The sequence below is a fragment of the Rhodanobacter lycopersici genome (genome assembly GCF_040812335.1).
Lineage (GTDB): Bacteria > Pseudomonadota > Gammaproteobacteria > Xanthomonadales > Rhodanobacteraceae > Rhodanobacter_A > Rhodanobacter_A lycopersici.
Map to the genome: position 1 here is coordinate 110,168 of NZ_JBFOHK010000004.1, position 15,738 is coordinate 125,905.

The window sequence follows — 15,738 nt, forward strand, 5'->3', positions numbered from 1 at the left end:
TCCATTGCGCGGACGAGCCATTCACCGACATTTGCGCGATGAACCGCAGCTGTCTGCGCCGGTTTCCATCCCGTTCATTCGAGGGGTACGCTCGACTTCCCCCCGAGCGAACTGGAGCCCTGCCATGGCCTTGTGGAAAGAACCCGTGAAGTCCCCCTCCAGCGCGGCGCCCGAAGCCGCGGACCAGGCACGTCTCGACATCCCGGAGAACAAGCCTGAAGCGGCAGCGCCAGCGCCGGTGCAACTGGCACCACGCCCCGCCCCCGCGGCCGTACCAGCCAAGCCCAAGGCCGAATCGCTGATCGCGCCCGACATCACCATCGAGGGCAAGATCGAAGGCGCGGGCCACGTGCGCATCGCCGGCAGCTTCAAGGGCGACATCAGCGTGCGCGGAGACCTCACCATCGAACCCGGCGCCAAGGTGACCGGCAGCGTGCGCGCAGAGAAGGTCACCATCGCAGGCGAACTCACCGGCAACATCGAATCGGCGGTGCACGTGGAATTGCTGCAGAGCGGCGCGCTGACCGGCGACCTGAAAGCCGGGTCGCTCAGCGTGGCAGCCGGCTCGCGCATGCGTGGCCAGGTCGAGTTCGGCTGGGACGACAACGGTGCGCGTACCAGCAACGGGCACGGCGGCACGATTTCGTGACCACCGCACCTTCGGGCACGGCCGGGGCGACGCGCAGCTGCCCGCACTGCAGGGAAACCATCCTGGAAAGCGCGAGCGTGTGCCCGGCCTGCCGCCACAAGCTGCGTTTCAGCGAGCCGGGCGCCGCGGCCGCGGCACCGGCATCCGTGCCGCTGCGCGTGGAAGGCAGCTTCCGCAATCCCGACAGCGGCGCGTGGGAATACTCGATGGTGCTGACCATCCGCAACGAACGCGGCGAGGAGATCGCGCGCAAGCTGGTGGGCGTCGGCGCCATGCAGCCGGATGAACAGCGCACCTTCACCCTGAGCGTCGAGATGCAGGCCGCCATCGCGGGCAACAAGCGCACGCGACCCTACTGACCCACCGCGCTCGACGCCCGACCTTTTACCCGGGGAGAGACCAGGCCATCAGAGGTGCGCGTCGGGCTCGAAGCGCTGCAGGAACTCGTAACGCGCCGCGTTGCGGTCGATGCGGGTGTGCGTATCCGCACCGATCACCTGGCGCAGCAGGCCGCCGTCCTGGTCCGTGACGGCAGGCCAATGCGGCAGGCCGGCCCCGTTGGGGTTGCCGGTCTTGATGAAGTTGGCCCAGTAGCCTTCCATCTCGGCGGAGACGCGCCGGTCGGTGGCGGTCCATGCATAGACCCGGTTGCCAGCGAGGTTGCCCAGCGCGTATTCGATCTCGCCGCTGTGCACGGCACCGGTACCCGGACCGGCACTGCCGTCGCGCTTCGCCGGGCGCGGCTGGTCGAAGTAGTAGTAATACACTGGCGCGTTGCCGGTCTTGTGCTGCCAGTCCATCCAGCGCCAGGTGGAGAAGGCGATGAACTGGTCGCCTTCCAGCGCGGTGCCGGATGCCTTGACCTCGGCTTCCGTACTGCCCGGATACAGGTGCAACGCTTCGTCGGCGCTCGCGCCAAATTGCCGCTGCACCGCGGCACGATAGTTCGCCGGCGTGGGCGCCTGCTTGTCGAGCAGGCCCTTCCAGTAGCCTTCCTGCGAGTTCGAGCCGACCAGCAAGGGAATGTGTGCCTGCGCGCCGGCCGCATAGATCGCCTCCGGCGAGCGCGGCAGCACGGCACCATCGATGGTCATGTCGAAGCCGCCACTGTCCGTGGTCCCGAGCGCCTTCATCAGCACCTCCGCCGGCATCGCGCGCAGGTCCGCCAGCGAGTGCGCCCCCACCTTGTGCATGAAGGCCTCGCCCTTCTGCTCGGCTTCGGCCAGCGGCATCGGCTTGAGGTTGCCGAGCACCGCGCCGCTTTCGCCGATCGCGCGTTGCATCAAGCCCCTGGACATCGGCGAGGCCATCAGCGCCGACACCGCCATCGAGCCCGCCGACTCGCCGCCGATGGTGATCTGCGACGGATCGCCGCCGAACGCGGCGATGTTGTCGCGCACCCAATGCAGCGCCGCCGTCATGTCCATCAGGCTGTAGTTGCCGGTGGCGTGCCGCGGCGACTCGGCCGCCAGTGCGGGCAAGGCGAGCAGGCCGAACACATCGAGGCGGAAGTTCACCGTGACGGTCACGATGCCGCGCTGCGCAAGGCTCGCACCGTCGTAGCGCAATTCCGAACCATCACCGGCCAGCAGGCTGCCGCCATAGAAATACACCAGCACCGGCAGCTTGCCGGCCTGGCGGTGCGCCGGCGTCCACACGTTGAGGTAAAGGCAGTCCTCGCTCATGCCGTTGGAGCGGAACACCATGTCGCCGTACAGCGGGCGCTGCATGCAGCGCGGACCGAAGCGGTCGGCCGCGCGCACGCCGCTCCACGCGGCCACCGGCTGCGGCGGCTTCCAGCGCAAGGCGCCGATCGGCGGCGCGGCATACGGAATGCCCCTGAACTCGTCCAGGCCGGTCGCGGCATCACGTGTACCCGACAGGATGCCGGTGTCGACATGCGCCATGGGCGCTGAATCCGCAGCCGCAGCCCATGAAGCAGGCAGGGTGAGCGCCAGCACCAGAAGGGTGCGACACGAACACGGAAGAGCCTTGCGCATGGCGGGCTGCCTTGATCGGGGAACAAAGCCCCATCTTAAGGAGATCGCCGGGCGAGCGGGAAACCTCCCGCCGCCCGCACGCCGGTCGGGAACGGACCGCTCAGCCCAGCGCCTTCTTCAGCAGCGCGGCGATGCGCTTCTCCACCTCGGCATTCATGGTCTTGAGCGCGAATGCGGTCGGCCACATGGCACCGTCGTCGAGCCTGGCCTTGTCGTTGAAACCGAGAGTGGCATACCTGTCCTTGAACTTCTGCGCGTCCTTGAAGAAACAGACGACCTTGTCGTCCAGGGCATACGCCGGCATGCCGTACCAGGTCTTCGGCACCAGCGCCGGCGCATGTGCCTTGACGAGGGCATGCACCCGCGCGGCCAGGACGCGATCGGCCTCCGGCATCGCGGCGATCGCCGCCAGCACCTCGCGTTCGCCGTCTTCCCTGGTCCTGTCCGCGCGCGCCTGCGCTTTCAACTCCTTGGCATAAGCCTTCATCGCCGCCTTTTCCTCGGCGCTGAATCCTGCGGATGCCTTGTCGGCGGCGCGCCCGGCGGGCTTGCGCACGCCCTTCTTCGAAGTCTGTTCCATGGAATTCCTCACCCGACGTCTGGTTATGTCTGCTCATCGCTCGCCCACGGGGCCGAGCTCCACCTTGATATCCAGCACCGGCGTGCCGTCGATCGCCTCGATCGGACCTATCCGCAACCGCATGCCTTCCACGGCATGGACGCGTACCGAATGGATGCCGATCGGGTTGGGCCGATGGGGCGAACGCGTTCTGAACACGCCGGCCCATGCCGCGTGCGGGTCGCCGCGAGGCTGGACCTGGAGCATGTCACGCCGAGCCTGGTGCAACCAGGTCAGCACGACCAGGCTGTCTCCGGCAACCACGCCGGACAATGCGTTCGCATACTCGGCCTCCAGCACCAGCCACGCATCCGGCGCGCCCTCGTCACCCTGGTGCGGGGCTACGGCCACTGCGTCGAGGTCGGAACGGATCCGGCCAATCACCTGCAGGACGATGGGCTCGCTCATCACTGTCTGTCCACGGCTCAGCGCCGTTCCTGCACGCGCAGCAGGTTGCCGGCGGGGTCGCGGATGGCGCAGTCGCGCACGCCGTACGGCTGCATGGTCGGCTCCTCGACGATCTCGGCGCCACTGGCCTGGATCTTCTCGAACGCGGCATCGAGATCCCTGGTGGCCAGCAGCATGGTCGCGAAGGTGCCCTTGGCCATCATCTCGGCGATGGTGCGCTTCTCGTCGTCGGTGACGCCGGGGCTGGCGACCGGCGGATACAGCACGATGGCGGTGCCGGGCTGGTCGGCGGGGCCGACCGTGATCCAGCGCATGCCGTTGTAGCCGACGTCGTTGCGCACCTCGAAGCCGAGGGTGTCGCGGTAGAACGCCAGCGAGGCGTCCGGATCGCTGTGCGGGAGGAAGCTGGCGTGGATGTTGATGTCCATGGCTGCGGTATCCGGTGGGGAGGGAGCCGTCATGCTAGGTCGGGTTCGGTGGCCGGCGCTTCTCCATTCCTGATCGGTCGCATCCTGATCGGTCGCGTCACCTGCCGCGCGATGCAGGACGGCAACCCCGCCGTCGTGCGCGCCGCCTCGCGCCGGTAGACGCCGGGCGACATGCCGACCAGTTCGGTGAAGCGGGTACTGAAAGTGCCCAGCGAGGCGCAACCCACCGTCATGCAGACCTCGGTGACGCTGAGGTCGCCGCGACGCAGCAAGGCCATCGCGCGCTCGATGCGACGCGTCATCAGATAGCTGTAGGGCGACTCACCGAAAGCGAACTTGAACTGGCGGCTGAGATGCCCGGCCGACATGCCGATGGCGTGCGCCAGGGACTCGACGTCCAGCGGCTGCGCGTATTCGCGGTCGATGCGGTCGCGCACGCGGCGCAGCCGGGCAAGGTCGCGCAGATGCGTTGCCGGGGCGGGCTTGCTGCTCATCGACAGGATCGTCCCACGCCAGGTGACGGGTCTCAAGCGGCGGGATTCATCACCTTCTCCCATCGGGAGTAAGGTGGCGCGCAGCGCCGGATGAGGGTACGGGACTTGCCGGAACCGGCACGCTCCGCCCGAACCCTCTCCCCAACCCCTCTCCCGCAGGGAGAGGGGAGGAATCACGTCAGTCCTGCGCCAGCGGCTTGCGCGGCAGCTTTTCCTCGCGCTGCGCGGCCTGCCAGGCGAAGAAGGCGACGATCGCGGCGGCCTGCTTCAGGTCGTCCGCGGAAGCGTGGTCCAACGTGTCCAGGTTGCTGTGGTGGACGTTCGTGGAGTAGTCCAGCTTGTCCTGGATGAACTGGAAGCCGGGCAGACCCACGGCGTCGAAGGACACATGGTCGGTGCTGCCGGTGTCGCGGCTGGTCACGGTGGTGGCGCCCACGTCGTGGAACGGCTCCAGCCAGGCCTTGAAGATCGGCATCGCCGCGGTGTTCTCCTGCGCGTAGATGCCGCGGAAGCGGCCCGAGCCGTTGTCCATGTTGAAGTAGGCCGCGAAGCGCTCGTAACCGGGCTGCTTCTGCAGCGTACCGGTGGGCTCGCGCAGGAAGGCCGGCAGTGCCTTCTGCGCGGGGTCGGTGGGCTCCGGGTAGGACGCGAAATGCTTGGCCACGTAGGCACGCGAGCCGATCAGGCCCTGCTCCTCGCCGCTCCACAGCCCCACGCGGATGGTGCGCTTCGGCTTCGCGCCCACCGCCTTCAGGATGCGCATGGCCTCCATCATCACCGCCACGCCGGCGCCGTTGTCGGAAGCGCCGGTGCCGGTGTGCCAGGAATCCATGTGCGCGCCCAGCATCACGATCTCGTTCGCCTTGCCGCCGCTGCCGGGAATCTCGGCGATGGTGTTGTAGCCGGGCCGGTTGCTGTCGTCGGTGAAGCGCGCCTTGACGTCCACGCGCAGCTTCACCGTCTCCTTGCGCTCCAGCGCGCGCACCAGCGGGTTGTAATGCTCGGCCATCATGGCCAGCTCCGGCACGCCCACGGACTCGCCGGCCCGGCGCGAACCGCCGCCGCCCACGCGGATGATGCCGTTGTCCCAGCCGCTGATGGCTATCGTGGCCAGCACGCCCTCGGCGACGAAGAACTCGTTGGTCGCGCGCGCCAGTTCCTGCCGTTCCGCATAGCGCTTGAGCAGGGCGGCGCGGTCGCGGCTCGGCCCCTTGGGCAGGGTGAAGCCCTGCAGCTCGGCGAGGCCGGCGTCGTCATAGCGCTGCCAGTCGGCCTCGGTGCCGGGCTTGTACGCACGCGCATCGTCCAGCAGCAGGATCCTGCCCTTGAGCTTGCCCTTGTACTGGTCCAGGTCCTTGCGGGTCTTGATGCTGACGCGCATCACCTCGCCCTCGACCGGGCCGTTGGTGCCGGGCGTCCACGCCTTGGGCAGCGCGTACAGTGGCGCCGTGCGGGGCGCGAGCATTTCCACGTTGGCCTCGCTGAACTCCCAGCCGCGGCCGAAATCGTCGAAGGCCTCGTCATGCACGTTGGCCAGTCCCCAGCCCTTGAACTTCTCCTGCGTCCAGGCGTTCGCCTGGGCCATCTGCGGGGAATTGGTGAGGCGCGGACCGATGTCCTCGGTGAGATGGCCGAGGATGTCCATCACCTGCGAGTGGTGGAAGGCCTCCTGGCGGATGCGGCCGGCCATGTCCAGGTCCACCGGCTCCTGGGCCAGGGCCATGCTGCTGAAACCCAGGCACAACACCCACATGCAACGCTTGATCACGGTTACCCCCGAGCGATTATACGCAAGAAATTTCGAATCTAGCGTCCCGCTCCGCCGCGCTCATGGGCCTTTGGTCATGGTGTGCCCGTGATCGTCGCCCTGCCCGCTACTTCAAAGGCCAGCGATCGATGTGCACATGCTCCGAGTGGCCCACCTGGCTGGCCACCAGTTCGACCGCCTCGACGCGGAAGCCGAGCGGTTCGACCGGCTGGCGCCCGGCCGGCAGGGCATCGCCATAGCCGAGCGTGAGGTGCGCCTCGCTCATGCCGCGCGCCGCCACGAGGCCGACGTGCTGCTGCGCCTCGGCCAGCGCCAGGCGCAAGCCGTGCACGGCACGCGTGCCGGCCGCATCCGCCACTGCGACGAAGGCGCGTCCGTCCGCGCCGAAGCCTGCCGTCGCCTCCAACCTCAGCTCGAAGGCCGGACAGGCGAACTGCGCGGCCGCGGCGCGCAAGGCGTCCGGCAAGGACTGCCGCTGGCGTCGCGGCGTGCCGCAAAGCGCGACGCTGACATGCAGCAACCCGGGCGGGCGCAGGCTGATCGTGGACGGCGCGATCTGTCCGCAGATGCGTCGCTGCCACGTGACCACGCGCGGCAGGTCTGCCGCCGACGGGTAGATCGCGAAGAACACGGGCGCCAGATGCGGAAGCGCGTCGAAGCCGATGGCGTCCGGCCGCAACGATGCAGGAAAGAGATCGTCCATGCGCCACTTTCGCACACGTCGCGCCGATCATGGCGTGGCCCGCGGCAACGCCGGTACAAGCCCCGATCCGATACCATTGGCGTCCCCGCCGCGGCGGTACGCAGCCACGCCGCGACCGGCGCATCCACGCGCGCCGCCCTTCCCCGATTCGTGTACCGGAGCAGCACCACCATGTCGTCCACGCGCCTCGAAATCACCCGCCCCGACGACTGGCACCTGCACCTGCGCGACGGCGCGGCGCTGGGGTCGGTGGTGGCGGACACCGCACGCCAGTTCGGCCGCGCCATCGTGATGCCCAACCTCAAGCCACCGGTGGCCACGCTGGCGCAGGCACGGGAATACCGCGCACGCATCCTCGCCGCGCTGCCGGTGGGCACGCGCTTCCAGCCGCTGATGACGCTGTACCTCACCGAGGCCACCACGCCGGACGAGATCGCGCGCGCCAAGGCCAGCGGCATCGTGCATGCGGTGAAGTACTACCCCGCCGGCGCCACCACCAACTCGCAGGCCGGCGTGCGCGACCTGGCGAACGTGCAGGGCGTGCTCGAAGCGATGGAGCAGCACGGCCTGCCGCTGCTGATGCACGGCGAAGTCACCGATCCCGCCGTGGACATCTTCGACCGCGAGCAGGTGTTCATCGACCGCCAGCTGCTGCCGCTGCGCGAGCGTTTCCCGAAATTGCGCATGGTGCTGGAACACATCACCACGCGCGCCGCGGTGGAGTTCGTGCGTGCGGCGCCGACGCACGTGGGCGCCACCATCACCGCGCATCATCTGTTGCTCAACCGCAACGCGATCTTCGAAGGCGGCATCCGCCCGCACCATTACTGCCTGCCGGTGCTGAAGCGCGAGACGCATCGCACCGCCCTGGTGGAAGCCGCCACCAGCGGCGACACGCATTTCTTTCTCGGCACCGACAGCGCGCCGCACGCACAGGAAGCCAAGGAAGCCGCCTGCGGCTGCGCCGGCATCTACACCGCACACGCCGCCATCGAGCTGTATGCCGAAGCGTTCGAACAGGCCGGCAGGCTCGACCGGCTCGAAGCCTTCGCCGGCTTCCACGGCCCCGACTTCTACGGGCTGCCGCGCAACACCGACAGCATCGTGCTGGAGCGCAAGCCGTGGACGGTGCCCGATGCCTTGCCCTTCGGTGCAAGCCAGTGCGTGCCGTTCCGCGCGGGGCAGTCCGTGGCGTGGTCGATCGCCCGATGCTGATCCGGATCCCATGATGACCCTCTCTGCGCGACACCTCGAAAAAGGCAACCCCATCACCGGCCCATCGCTGCTCGAAGACGTGAGCCTGCCGGCCGCGGTGATCTTCGACGCGGAACTGGCCAACAACATCGCCTGGATGCAGCGCTTCGCCGACGGCCACGGCGCGCAACTCGCGCCGCACGGCAAGACCACGATGACGCCCGCGCTGTTCCGTCGCCAGCTCGACGCCGGCGCCTGGGGCGTCACGCTGGCCACCGCCACGCAATGCGCCGTCGCCTTCGAACACGGCGCCACGCGCCTGCTGATGGCGAACCAGCTCGTCGGCGCACCCAACATGGCGATCGTCGCGGGCCTGATCGAACGCGGCGCGGACTACTGCTGCGTGGTCGACAGCGTGGCCAACGTCGAGGCGCTGGACCGGTTCTTCGGGGCACGCGACCTGACCTTGAACGTGCTGATCGAACTCGGCGTGCCTGGCGGCCGTTGCGGCGTGCGTGACGAATCCGCGCTCGCGGCGCTGGTCGACGCCATCGCGGCCGCACCGGCCGTCGCGCTCTGCGGCATCGAGGGCTACGAGGGATTGATCGGCGGCGAGCATGCCGTCGACCGCGTCCGCGCCTACGCCAGGCAACTCGTCGCCACCCTGCGCCGGCTGATGGATGCAGGCGCGTTTGCCGATCGCAAACCGATCGTCACCGCGGCGGGTTCGCAATGGTTCGACCTGATCGCCGAAGCATTCGACCAGGCGGAACTGCGCGAGCACTGCACGCCGGTCCTGCGGCCCGGCTGCTACGTCGTACACGACCATCGCTCGTACCGCGACGCGCTGGCCGAGGTAAAGGCACGCCATCCGGAACTCGAAGGCAACCTGCAACCGGCGCTGGCCGTGTTCGCCCACGTGCAATCGCTGCCCGAGCCCGGCCTGGCGGTCGTCGCGATGGGCAAGCGCGACATTTCCTGCGACCCCGACCTGCCGATCCCGCTGCAGCGGCACCGCCCCGGCGAGCCTGCGCATCCGCTCCGGCATTGCACGGTCCGCAAGGTGATGGATCAGCACACCATGCTGGTGATCCCCGAAGACGCCGATCTCCGCATCGGCGACATCGTTTCGTTCGGCGCGTCCCACCCCTGCCTGACGTTCGACAAGTGGCGGCAAGTGCTGCGCGTCGATGACGGGCTCCGGGTGCTGGAAACAATGCCGACGTTTTTCTGAAGACACGCCTCGCTTGTCATCCCGCGTCCCCTGTGCGCATGCTTGCGCCCTGGCAGGCAAAACGGATGGGGATGTCATGGCACACCGCAAGACTCGCGTTGCTTCCTGCATCGGCATGGCGCTGCTGGCATTCGGCGGAACATGCGCGGCGGCCACCCAAGGCAGCGATGCGCGCCCGTGGATGAATCCCAGGCTGTCGCCCGACCAGCGTGCCGAGCTGGTGCTGAAGGCGATGACGCAGGACGAAAAATTCCATCTGATCCGCACCGAGTTCGGCGACAACCAGAACGGCCATACCATGTCGCCGGGCGCGCTGGGTTCGGCCGGCTACCAGCCGGCGCTGGCGCGGCTGGGCCTGCCGGCCATCCAGGAAAGCGATGCCGGCCTGGGCGTGGCGAAGCCGCTCAAGCTCGGCGCCACCGCACTGCCTTCGGGCCTGGCGACCGCGGCCAGTTTCGATCCGGCGGTGGCTTTCGCCGGCGGCGCGATGATCGGCGGTGAAGCGCATCGCCGCGGCTTCAACGTGATGCTGGCCGGTGGCGTGGACCTGGTGCGCGATCCGCGCAACGGTCGCAATTTCGAATACGCGGGCGAGGACCCGCTGCTGGCCGGCCTGATCGCCGGCAACGCCATCGCGGGCATCCAGAGCCAGCACCTCGTTTCCACCATCAAGCACTACGCGCTCAACGACCTGGAGACCGACCGCAACACGCTCAGCGCAAATATCGACCGCGCCGCGGCGCGCGAATCGGACCTGCTTGCCTTCGAGATCGCCATCGCCACGGGCAAGCCCGGTTCGGTGATGTGCTCCTACAACCGCATCAATGCGGTGTATGCCTGCGAGGACGACTGGCTGCTCAACCAGGTGCTGAAGCACGACTGGCATTACCCCGGCTTCGTGATGTCGGACTGGGGCGCCGTGCACAGCGCCGCGAAGGCCGCGCTGGCCGGGCTGGACCAGGAGTCCGCCGGCGAGACCTTCGACAAGGAGGTGTACTTCGACCAGCCGCTGCGTGCCGCGGTGGCTTCCGGCGAGGTGCCGCAGTCGCGCATCGACGACATGGCGCGGCGCATCCTGCGCAGCCTGTTCGCGGCCGGCGTGATCGATCATCCCGCCAAACCGGCGCCCATCGACTTCGATGCCGACCGCAAGGTGGCGCAGCGTACGGAAGAGGCCGGCGCGGTGCTGCTGCGCAACCGGGATGCGCTGCTGCCGCTGTCCGCCGCGCAGTCCGTGGCGGTGATCGGCGGCCATGCCGACAAGGGCGTGCTGACCGGCGGCGGCTCCTCGGCGGTGCAGTCGCCGCAGGGCAATGCGGTGCCCGGCCTTGCGCCCACGGATTGGCCGGGCCCGCGCCTGTACCAGCCCTCGGCACCGCTGGCGGCGATCGAACGGCGCGCACATGGCAAGGTGGATTACGCCAGCGGCGACGATATCGCCGCCGCCGCGAAGCTGGCCGCGCGGGCCAAGGTCGCGGTGGTGTTCGTCGAGCAGTGGGCGGCGGAAAGTTTCGATGTGCCGCACCTCGCCCTGCCGGGCAACCAGGACGCGCTGGTGGAGGCCGTGGCCAAGGCGAACCCGCACACCATCGTCGTGCTGGAGAACAACGGCCCAGTGGCGATGCCGTGGCTCGATCAGGTGGGCGCGGTACTGGAAGCGTGGTACCCCGGCGCAGCCGGCGGCGAAGCGATCGCACGGCTGCTGTATGGCGAGGTCGATCCCTCCGGCCGCCTGCCGGTGACCTGGCCGCGCGACGAATCGCAGCTGCCGCGCCCGACCATCCCCGGCGCCGGCCTGGCTTCCATCGGCATGCCGCCGCAAGGCCAGCCGGCACAGGACGTGGACTACAACGTCGAAGGCGCCAACGTGGGTTACCGCTGGTACCAGCGCAAGCATCTCGAACCGCTGTTCCCGTTCGGCTACGGCCTGACCTACACGCACTTCGAGTACAGCGACTTCAAGCCGCGCGTCGAGCATGGCCGCGTCACGGCCTCGTTCACCGTCAGCAACCGCGGCTCGCGCGCAGGCGTGGATGTGCCGCAGCTCTACGTGACCCTGCCCGGCTCGGGCGAAGTGCGGCGGCTGGCCGGCTGGTGCCGCGTCAACCTGAAGCCCGGCCAGTCCGCCCACCTGGTGGCGACCGCCGACCCGCGCCTGCTGGCGAACTTCGACGGCCAGGGCCGGCACTGGCAGCAGCCCGCCGGCGACTACCAGCTGCAACTGGGCCACTCGGCGACGTCCTTCCAGGGCGAAGGCAAGGTGACGCTGGCCGCGGCCAGCTGGGGCGCGGATGCGTCGCCTGCCGGCGTAGCGCAGCCCTGCATGACAGGCGGCTGACCCGCAATCCCTTGCTCGCAGGGGCAAGAGATCGCCACAACCGATGCAGCCTGCATGCTTCGTGCGGCGGCGACCATGCCGCGGTGCGGATGGAACACTGACACGCGCATCCTGCATCACCATCAGGCTGGATCGCCGCCGGGGTCCCGGGGCTGCGCCAGCGCGCCGGCTCAGGCGAACAGCGCCTTGGCGCCCGTGACGGCGATCTGCAGGCCCACGCAGAAAATGAAGAAGGCGATCAGGCGATTGAAGATGCGCTCGCCCTGCGAGCCCAGGTAGCGCTCGATGCGCTGGGTGTTGAGGAAGAACACGTACACCAGCACGCACATCAGCACGATCGCCAGCAGGATCGCCCCCATGTTGAACAGCGTCTGGCGCAGGCTGGCATCCGCGCCGTGCGCGCTCAGGGTCAGCAGCACCGAGATCGTCCCCGCCCCCGTCGTCAGCGGGAAGGTCAGCGGGTAGAACAGCTGGTCGTCGATGCCGCGTGGCCTGGCTGCGGCCACGTCGCCGCTGCTGTCGGCGCTCGCATCCTTGTCGGACGAGAGGAAATCCCAGCCCATCTTGCAGATCATGATGCCGCCGGCCAGCTGCACCACCGGGATCGACAGCCCGAACAGTTTCAGTATCCATTCGCCGGCGATCAGCGTCACCGTGCAGACGCAGAATGCGTACAACGTGATCTTGCGCACCGCCTGCTTCTTGCCGGCCTCGTCCAGGTGCGCGAAATACGGCATCACCACGAAGGCCGTGCCGATCGGGTTGACCACCGGGAACAGCGCGACCACGCCGACGAAGAGCAGATGGATGAAGCTTTGCAGTTCGGCTGCCATGTCCCACGACCCTTTCCGGAAGACGGGCTGCGCGCATCGCACGCACCCGTCCATCATACGTGCCGCACCCGGCCTTCCGGCGGCCGTCGCGCTCCCTACTTCCGCTTCGCCAACGCCTGATCCAGCGGCATCAGCCACGGATGATCGGGACGCGAACGGCTGTCCAGACGGTTGGCGTTGCCAGGGCATCCGGTTCCCTCGCTCGCCGCCGTCAGGCGTTCGTCGCGCGACTGGATGGCGCTGCGGTAGCAGCTGCCCAGCGAGTCGGTGAAGCTCGCCTGTTCGCTGCCCGCTTCGTCGTAGGCGAAGCTGCTGCGGTCGAGCGGGTCGGGAATGGTCTTGCCGTCGGCGTGGTCGCGGGTGGCGAGGTTCTCGTCCAGCACGGCGTGGTAGGCCGCACCCCGTGCATCGGTGCGCCGGGTCTCGATGCGGTGGCCCTGCTTCATCGCCACCTCGGCGGTGAAGTCCTGCCCCTTGGTCACCATGGTCTTGCGCGAGGAGAGAAAGAGCGGGTCGCGCTGCTCCACCGTGTAGCCGTCCAGACGACGGCCGTCCAGCGTGCGCTCCACCGTCAGCGACATCGAGCCCAGCTGGTCGATGGTCTCGTCGTAACGCTTCTCACCCGGCCGCTCGAAGGTCTGGTGGTTGTGGAAGCTGCTGTCGTAGCGCACGGTGGTGTCGAGGGTGCCGTGCGGAGTATGCAGGCGACCGGCGATCACCCCGGATTGCGTCTGGTCGGTGGTTATCGTGCCCACGATGCGGCCAGCGGCATCGGCATGCAGCGTGTCGCGCACGACGAGCCCGGCCGGCTGCCGCACGGCCAGCGTGTCCTGCGTGAGCTCGCCGCTCAATTGGCTGGCGCGCGGATCCTGGTAGACCAGCAGGTTCGCCGCGACGTTGAAGAAGTGGTCGGCGCCCGGCACGCGCACGGCCACCGTGTGCGGCTTGCCGTCGTCGAACAGGCCGGCGAACGGCGTCAGGTCCACCCGCGACGGGATGAAATCCGTCGTCTGGATGGCCGGCGTCGGCAGCCACAGGTGCGGCGCCACGCCGCCGGTGAAGATCCACGGGTAGACCGGCGCCAGCCCGGCCGGCTTGCCGTCCACCAGCACTTCCACGCCACGGAAGCTGCCGCCGTCGCAGGCCTCGAACGACTCCAGCGAGTAATCGCGCGTCTTCTCCAGGTAGGCCTTGTCGACGCAGGTGTACCAGCGCTCGTCGTGCGCCTGGCTCTGTGCGACGACGTCCAGATAGGCACGCTCGACGTTGCGCGGGAAGGTGATCCGGCGCGACAGGCTGTCATCCGGATGCTCCAGCGCCGCCTGCTCGCCGCGCGGATCGCTGCTGAGCGGATAGACGCGATCGGCCGCCGCCATGGCCTGCTGCCCGGCGCCCGCCGGGTAGAACGCCAGGCGCACGTCCACATAGATCGGCTGGTTGGTGGTGGGGCTCACCCAGTTGTTGAGGATCATCTGCCCCGCCTGCGCCTGCCGGAACAGCGCGGCGTAGTCGCTGAGGTCGCGCTCCACATGCCAATGCTGGGCCACCTCCGGTTCGGGCTCGATGGTGGTGCCGAAATAGAGATTCACCCCGCCGAGCCAGAGCGCCACGGTGCGATCGAACTGGCGGCCGGCCGGCACGGAGAAATCCGCCTCCAGCACCACCTTGCTCCAGCCGCCCGCACAGCCCTTGGGCGGAGCGAAGTCGAAGCGGTGCGGGCGCGCGGCCATCGACGAGCCGTCACCCTGATCGTCGAACGCCTCGTGCCTGAACAGCGTCACCATGCATGGCGTGCCTGCCGGCCGCGACACCGGCGGCTCGACCGTGGACACCACACGCGAACCGATGTCGAACCGCGCCGCGGCAACCGCGTGCCGGCCTGCCGCCGAAGCCGCGCACGTCGCCAGCAACGCGGCACACCCCGGCAGCCATTGCCGCGCCCCAGCCTTCTTCATGCTCACCACCGTCGATGTCCTCTGATCCTGGATTGTCCGCTTTCGCGCGGCTCATCGCGCCGACCGGACAGCGGGCTGGAGGCACCAGCCCGTCCACCGCCGACTGGTACGCCGTCGCGACGCCACACCTGCCTGGTTGTCCCGCCCTGCTTCGCGCGTCCTTTGCATCGCGAATCAAGACGCCTGCCAAAGCGTATGCTCTTGGCGCCCGAACCGCGCGGAAGCCGCCGGGCAGCTCCAATACAGTACCGCGTCACGGCAGTGGATCGCCCACCCACACGTCACCGACTGGAGGGTGACAACATGAATACGACGCTGCAGCTCAGCCGTCTGTTGTTTGCCGCCGCCATGATCGCCCTGGGCGTGACGGGCCTCGTCAATGGCGACCTTGCCCTCGCCTGGCAGCAGATCCCCGTCCACTACCTGCCGGCGCGTACCACCATCGCCTATGCCTGCGCCCTCATCGAACTGGCGCTTGGCATCGGTCTCTTGCTGAAGCGCACGCTGCCGTCGACCTGCCGCGTGCTGTTTCCATACATGGCGCTCTGGCTGGTATTGCTGGAAGTTCCCGGCGTGGCGCTTGCCCCGCAGGACGTCGGCAACTGGGGCAGTTTTGGCGAAATCGCCATCATCACCGCAGGGGCATGGTGCCTGTTTGCCGGGCATTCCGGCATCGGCGGGACGCGACGTCTCGGGTTCGCTGCCGGACCCGGCGGCATCCGCGCCGCACGCTGGCTGCTTGTCGTCGCACTTCCCATGATCGGCGTGGAAGTCATCGTGGACGCGGTGAACGCCGGCAACCGCGTCATGCAACCGTGGCTGCAATGGTGGCCTTCGCCGATGGGTTGGGCCTGCCTCACCGGTGTGGGCAGCATCGCGACATGCCTGGCCTTGCTGTTCGGTGTCTGGCCGCGGCTTGCCGCGGCCGTGGAAGCCGCCATGCTGGGTGCCATCACCGTCGCTTACTGGGCGCCCGATCTTTACACCGGCCGCACGGCAACCACCGCCCTCATCATTTCCTTCCTGATCACCGCCAGTGTCTGGCTGGTGGCTGACACCTACCGGAACGTGCCGTGGTTCGCCCGTGGGCGGCCCGTCTGGAACACCTGACTTCG

At 68.5% G+C, this 15,738-nt stretch carries 15 protein-coding genes; 6 read left to right on the forward strand and 9 right to left on the reverse strand.

Annotated elements, in window-relative coordinates:
• The first annotated feature begins 124 nt into the window (after window positions 1-124).
• Both ABQJ54_RS14435 and ABQJ54_RS14440 read left to right on the forward strand, forming a co-directional pair.
• The gene (locus tag ABQJ54_RS14435; RefSeq protein ID WP_437343363.1) at window positions 125-649 is read left to right on the forward strand and encodes a bactofilin family protein; all 525 of its coding nucleotides are present in this window, start codon (window positions 125-127) and stop codon (window positions 647-649) included.
• Window positions 646-1,008, forward strand: a complete 363-nt coding sequence (locus ABQJ54_RS14440; protein ID WP_367855015.1) for a hypothetical protein — start codon at window positions 646-648, stop codon at window positions 1,006-1,008. Before ABQJ54_RS14435 ends, ABQJ54_RS14440 begins: the two co-directional genes overlap by 4 nt.
• Window positions 1,009-1,056: 48 nt before the next feature.
• On the opposite strand, the gene ABQJ54_RS14445 is transcribed toward ABQJ54_RS14440, so the two are convergent.
• The 7 genes from ABQJ54_RS14445 to ABQJ54_RS14475 all read right to left on the reverse strand — a co-directional run bounded on the left by ABQJ54_RS14445 (window position 1,057) and on the right by ABQJ54_RS14475 (window position 7,069).
• The gene (locus ABQJ54_RS14445; protein WP_367855016.1) at window positions 1,057-2,556 is read right to left on the reverse strand and encodes a carboxylesterase/lipase family protein; all 1,500 of its coding nucleotides are present in this window, start codon (window positions 2,554-2,556) and stop codon (window positions 1,057-1,059) included.
• 193 nt (window positions 2,557-2,749) lie between these two features.
• Entirely contained in the window at window positions 2,750-3,229 is a 480-nt protein-coding gene (locus ABQJ54_RS14450) for an iron chaperone (protein ID WP_367855017.1), read from the reverse strand.
• A 33-nt stretch (window positions 3,230-3,262) separates the two neighbouring features.
• Window positions 3,263-3,676, reverse strand: a complete 414-nt coding sequence (gene tsaA / locus ABQJ54_RS14455) for a tRNA (N6-threonylcarbamoyladenosine(37)-N6)-methyltransferase TrmO (protein WP_367855018.1) — start codon at window positions 3,674-3,676, stop codon at window positions 3,263-3,265.
• Between the two features lie 17 nt (window positions 3,677-3,693).
• Window positions 3,694-4,104 (reverse strand): VOC family protein, encoded by a 411-nt coding sequence (locus ABQJ54_RS14460; protein ID WP_367855019.1) that lies wholly within the window; start codon window positions 4,102-4,104, stop codon window positions 3,694-3,696.
• 29 nt (window positions 4,105-4,133) lie between these two features.
• Window positions 4,134-4,598, reverse strand: coding sequence for a helix-turn-helix transcriptional regulator (locus ABQJ54_RS14465; RefSeq protein ID WP_367855020.1), 465 nt, complete (start codon window positions 4,596-4,598; stop codon window positions 4,134-4,136).
• A 178-nt stretch (window positions 4,599-4,776) separates the two neighbouring features.
• A complete protein-coding gene (locus ABQJ54_RS14470) occupies window positions 4,777-6,351 on the reverse strand; it encodes a M20/M25/M40 family metallo-hydrolase (RefSeq protein WP_367855354.1) in 1,575 nt (524 codons plus the stop codon).
• A gap of 121 nt (window positions 6,352-6,472) precedes the next feature.
• Window positions 6,473-7,069, reverse strand: coding sequence for a 2'-5' RNA ligase family protein (locus ABQJ54_RS14475; RefSeq protein WP_367855021.1), 597 nt, complete (start codon window positions 7,067-7,069; stop codon window positions 6,473-6,475).
• A 171-nt stretch (window positions 7,070-7,240) separates the two neighbouring features.
• Between ABQJ54_RS14475 and pyrC the strand changes: the two genes are divergently transcribed.
• The 3 genes from pyrC to ABQJ54_RS14490 all read left to right on the forward strand — a co-directional run bounded on the left by pyrC (window position 7,241) and on the right by ABQJ54_RS14490 (window position 11,835).
• A complete protein-coding gene (pyrC, locus tag ABQJ54_RS14480; RefSeq protein WP_367855022.1) occupies window positions 7,241-8,284 on the forward strand; it encodes a dihydroorotase in 1,044 nt (347 codons plus the stop codon).
• A gap of 10 nt (window positions 8,285-8,294) precedes the next feature.
• Window positions 8,295-9,497, forward strand: a complete 1,203-nt coding sequence (locus ABQJ54_RS14485) for an amino acid deaminase (protein ID WP_367855023.1) — start codon at window positions 8,295-8,297, stop codon at window positions 9,495-9,497.
• A gap of 76 nt (window positions 9,498-9,573) precedes the next feature.
• Window positions 9,574-11,835, forward strand: coding sequence for a beta-glucosidase (locus ABQJ54_RS14490; protein ID WP_367855024.1), 2,262 nt, complete (start codon window positions 9,574-9,576; stop codon window positions 11,833-11,835).
• Window positions 11,836-12,005: 170 nt separating this feature from the next.
• On the opposite strand, the gene ABQJ54_RS14495 is transcribed toward ABQJ54_RS14490, so the two are convergent.
• Both ABQJ54_RS14495 and ABQJ54_RS14500 read right to left on the reverse strand, forming a co-directional pair.
• Window positions 12,006-12,668 (reverse strand): MarC family protein, encoded by a 663-nt coding sequence (locus ABQJ54_RS14495; protein ID WP_367855026.1) that lies wholly within the window; start codon window positions 12,666-12,668, stop codon window positions 12,006-12,008.
• Window positions 12,669-12,763: 95 nt separating this feature from the next.
• Window positions 12,764-14,623: a peptide-N4-asparagine amidase gene (locus ABQJ54_RS14500; protein WP_367855027.1), complete on the reverse strand. Its 1,860-nt coding sequence runs from the start codon at window positions 14,621-14,623 to the stop codon at window positions 12,764-12,766.
• Window positions 14,624-14,926: 303 nt separating this feature from the next.
• Here ABQJ54_RS14500 and ABQJ54_RS14505 point away from each other — a divergent pair, with 303 nt between their 5' ends.
• Complete coding sequence (locus tag ABQJ54_RS14505; RefSeq protein WP_367855028.1) at window positions 14,927-15,733, forward strand: hypothetical protein; 807 nt, start codon at window positions 14,927-14,929, stop codon at window positions 15,731-15,733.
• The last annotated feature ends 5 nt before the right edge of the window (window positions 15,734-15,738 follow it).